This is a genomic window from Moorena sp. SIO2C4 (assembly GCF_010672485.1).
GTDB classification, from domain to species: domain Bacteria; phylum Cyanobacteriota; class Cyanobacteriia; order Cyanobacteriales; family Coleofasciculaceae; genus Moorena; species Moorena producens.
In genome coordinates this window covers 1-3,663 of record NZ_JAAHGN010000780.1, presented here as the reverse complement: position 1 = coordinate 3,663, position 3,663 = coordinate 1, and the positions used below count along the sequence as shown (strand labels likewise).

Genomic DNA, 3,663 nt, shown 5'->3' with positions numbered 1-3,663 from the left:
TCCTTGGGTTACACATCGGGGCAGTTTGGCAAAAACCACCTGGGGGATCTCAACCGGTTTCTGCCCACAGTCCATGGCTTTGACGAATTCTTGGGCAACCTCTATCACTTGAATGCAGAAGAAGAGCCGGAGAATTCGGACTATCCCGGCGGACCAGATGGCTGGTTTGCCAAAAATGTTGGACCTCGCGGAGTTCTGGATTGCAAAGCAACGCCTGGTGAATATCACGAGGAACCGATCATTGGAGATCCAGACTATTCAAAACGCTTTGGCGAGTTGGGCTATCAGGAATGTTATGATACCGGGTCGCTCAACATTGAGCGCATGAAGACCGTAGATCGGGAATTCCTAGACCGGACGAAGGAGTTCATTGAAACAGCGGTGGAAAACCAGAAGCCCTTCTTGACCTGGTTTAACTCCACCCGGATGCATTTCTATACCCATATTAGTGATGAGGTCAAGGGAATCAGCGGTCAGGGCTTCTACGGTGATGGCATGCTAGAGCACGATGGCCATGTAGGAGAGTTGCTCGACCTGCTGAAGGAGCTGGGCATTGAAGACAATACGATTGTCATCTATACCACAGACAACGGCCCCCATTACAATCAATGGCCTGATGGCGGTCTGAGTCCCTTCCGGGGTGAGAAGAACACCAACTGGGAAGGCGGCTACCGCGTTCCAGCACTCGTGCGCTGGCCTGGTCATATCCCCGCTGGAACCGTATCCCATGAGATTTTCTCTCACTTAGATTGGGTGCCAACCCTGATGGCGGCTGTTGGCGTGGATGACATCAACGAAACCCTGAAGCAGCCCTGTCCGGAAGATGAACCCACAAACCTCTGTGGAACCTATCTCGATGGGTTCAATCAGTTGGCCTATTTGACCGATCCCGAGAACCAAAAGGGACAGCGTCCGGGATTCATCTACTTCAATGATGAGGGTCAACTGCCAGGGGTTCGCATTGGGGATTGGAAAATAGTCTTTTCGGAACAACGGGCTCACTATTTTGATGTCTGGCGGGAGCCGTTTGTGCAACTGCGAGTTCCGAAGCTGTTTAACTTGCGTCGGGATCCCTACGAGCGCGGGGATACCGATTCCAACAACTACAATGACTGGTGGTCTCGCCGGAATTACTTGTTGCTGCCACCGGTAGGGCTTGTGCAGAAGTACCTGGATACGTTTGAAGAGTATCCTCCCAGTCAACCTCCTTTTGGTTTCAATCCTAACGAAATCATTGACGACATTGTTGATCAGATTGAAACCTATTCCCTTGACTAAGGGGTAAAAGGGCATATAGCGCTACGCGCAAGGGCTTTAGGCAAGAGGCAAAAGGAAACAGTTTACTGTAACAGCTTTTGCTGCTTGTATCAATGTCAAACACCTTAATGCGTAGTGCTATATCAACCAGATACATTACCTCAGAGGATATCTGAAAAGTTTTTTTATACTGAATTTTGCCCCCCTAGCCCCCCAATTCTGGGGGGAACAAGAATCAATTTGCTGCTAAAAGTCCCCCAAAATTGGGGGACCAACGGGGGCTTGGATGTAGCAAATGAGACTTCTCAGACAACCTCTCAGTTAAAGATGTCTTTGGTTGGCACAAAGTAATTCAGCTCTTAGATGATGAAAAAAAGAACCTTTGTAGTTTTCTTCTCAATTCTGTTATCAGTCTTTTGCCTAGGAGGCTTTGTGGCATGTCCCCCTGCTGCTGCGGACTATGACCCGTTAGTGTCTTGGAATGAGGGTACGACTAAAGACACGATTGTTAACTTTGTGGAAGAGGTTACCAATCCTAACAGTTGTAATTACGTTCCTCCGAGGGGACGCATTGTCACGATTGATAATGATGGAACCCTGTGGACTGAAAAACCCCTTATTCAGGGGGAATTTATAAAATCTAGGCTAGGCAATGGATTGTCAGATCTTAAAACACTTGGTTTTTTAACTGAAAAGGAAGTCGTCCTAGCAGATCTCGAATTACCGGAAATGACACCGGAAGATTATAAACAGGAAGCTAGGGAATTTCTGGATACACAAAATCATCCATACCTTGGCTTTCCATACATCCAGCTGACCTTCCAGCCCATGGTTGAACTGGTCAATTATCTCAGAAGTAATGATTTCAAGGTCTATATTTGCTCTGGGGGTGGAACGGATTTCATTCGCTCCTTTGCGGAAGATGCCTACGGTATTCCCCCTGAAAACATCATTGGTAGTACCACCCAAACCGAGTATATTGACCCAGAAGAGGATGGAACTTATGTCTTGCTCAAGAAGCGAGAACTGGTGCAACCCTTTAACGATAAAGCAGGTAAACCAGTGGGGATTGACCGCTACATTGGCAAAAAACCAATTATGGCGGTTGGTAATTCCAGTGGTGATTTACAAATGCTTGACTACACTGATGATGACCAAGGTCCAGCTTTAATGATGCTGCTTCACCATAATGATCCCCGTGAATGTCCCTATGCTGAAGAAGCTGGCATTGACTGTCCATACGATGATCCGGTTTTTGATGAGGCCAATGAGCGTGGTTGGACAGTTATCAGTATGCAAGAGGATTTTGTAACAGTATTTGGAGAAGAAATCGATCAAGCCCAGATAGCATCTGAATTAGATATCAGTAAAGAGGATTTCGGAACAGTGTCTGGAGAAGAAATCGATCAAGCCCAGACAGCATCTGAATTAGATATCAGTAAAGAGGATTTTTGGGACAGAATAATTCAGGAGGTTACTCGATAATTTACTGTTGAATTAAACAAATAGCTATTATAAATAGGTGCTGTTTATTTGCTATTGCTTCGGCATTATATCACAGATATTTCCTGGGTCTTACTGGTAACATAACCCCAAACTTTCCAAATCACAATTTACCTTTTGGTGCTAAAACCCCCTTACCATCCATATCCTCAGATGGATGTCCTGTCTGGAAAAGTATTATGACACAAATTTCTACGTCTATCCCCACCGATGATATCCCTCAACTCCCAAAAGCAGAGGTGGAAGATCACCACCATCACCATCCCCATCCCCATCACCACCATGGTGATCATAGCCACACCCACGGGGTGATCGACCCCGAAATTGCTAGCTCTGCTCGGGGCATCTGGGCGGTAAAATGGTCTCTGGTGGGCTTGGTGATCACTGCAATTTTGCAGGCAGTGGTGTTCTGGCTCTCTGGCAGTGTCGCTCTCCTGGCCGATCTAATTCACAACGTGGGGGATGCGATGACTGCTGTGCCCTTGGGGGTGGCGTTTCTAGTATCGCGACGCAAGCCAACCGCCAGATTTTCCTATGGCTTTGCTCGATTGGAAGACTTGGCCGGGGTGATGATTGTGGTGATTGTGCTGTTGAGTGCCGTGATTACCGCCTATGAGTCTGTGGAGCGATTTTACCATCCTCAGCCCCTGCATCATTTGGGAGCCCTGGCAATTGCGGCCATCGTGGGCTTTATTGGCAACGAAGTTGTGGCTCTTTTCCGGATTCGGGTTGGCCGGGAAATCAATAGCGCTGCCCTGATTGCTGATGGGTATCACGCTATGGCTGATGGTCTAGTCAGTCTGGCAGTGTTGGTCAGCGCTGTGGGGGTTGCCCTGGGCTATTCCTGGGCCGATCCCGTGATTGGTTTAGTGATCACAGCAGTGTTACTAAAAATTGTCTGGA

General features: G+C 47.6%; 3 protein-coding genes. All 3 read left to right on the top strand.

Going from position 1 to position 3,663, the window contains the following annotated elements:
- Window positions 1–1,278, top strand: a 1,278-nt coding sequence (locus F6K20_RS28915; protein WP_287296979.1) for a sulfatase-like hydrolase/transferase, incomplete at its 5' end; no start/stop codon positions are given.
- A 342-nt stretch (window positions 1,279–1,620) separates the two neighbouring features.
- Window positions 1,621–2,742: an HAD family hydrolase gene (locus F6K20_RS28910; RefSeq protein WP_229414365.1), complete on the top strand. Its 1,122-nt coding sequence runs from the start codon at window positions 1,621–1,623 to the stop codon at window positions 2,740–2,742.
- 197 nt (window positions 2,743–2,939) lie between these two features.
- The coding region (locus tag F6K20_RS28905) for a cation diffusion facilitator family transporter (protein ID WP_287296977.1) at window positions 2,940–3,663 on the top strand (724 nt) is incomplete at its 3' end.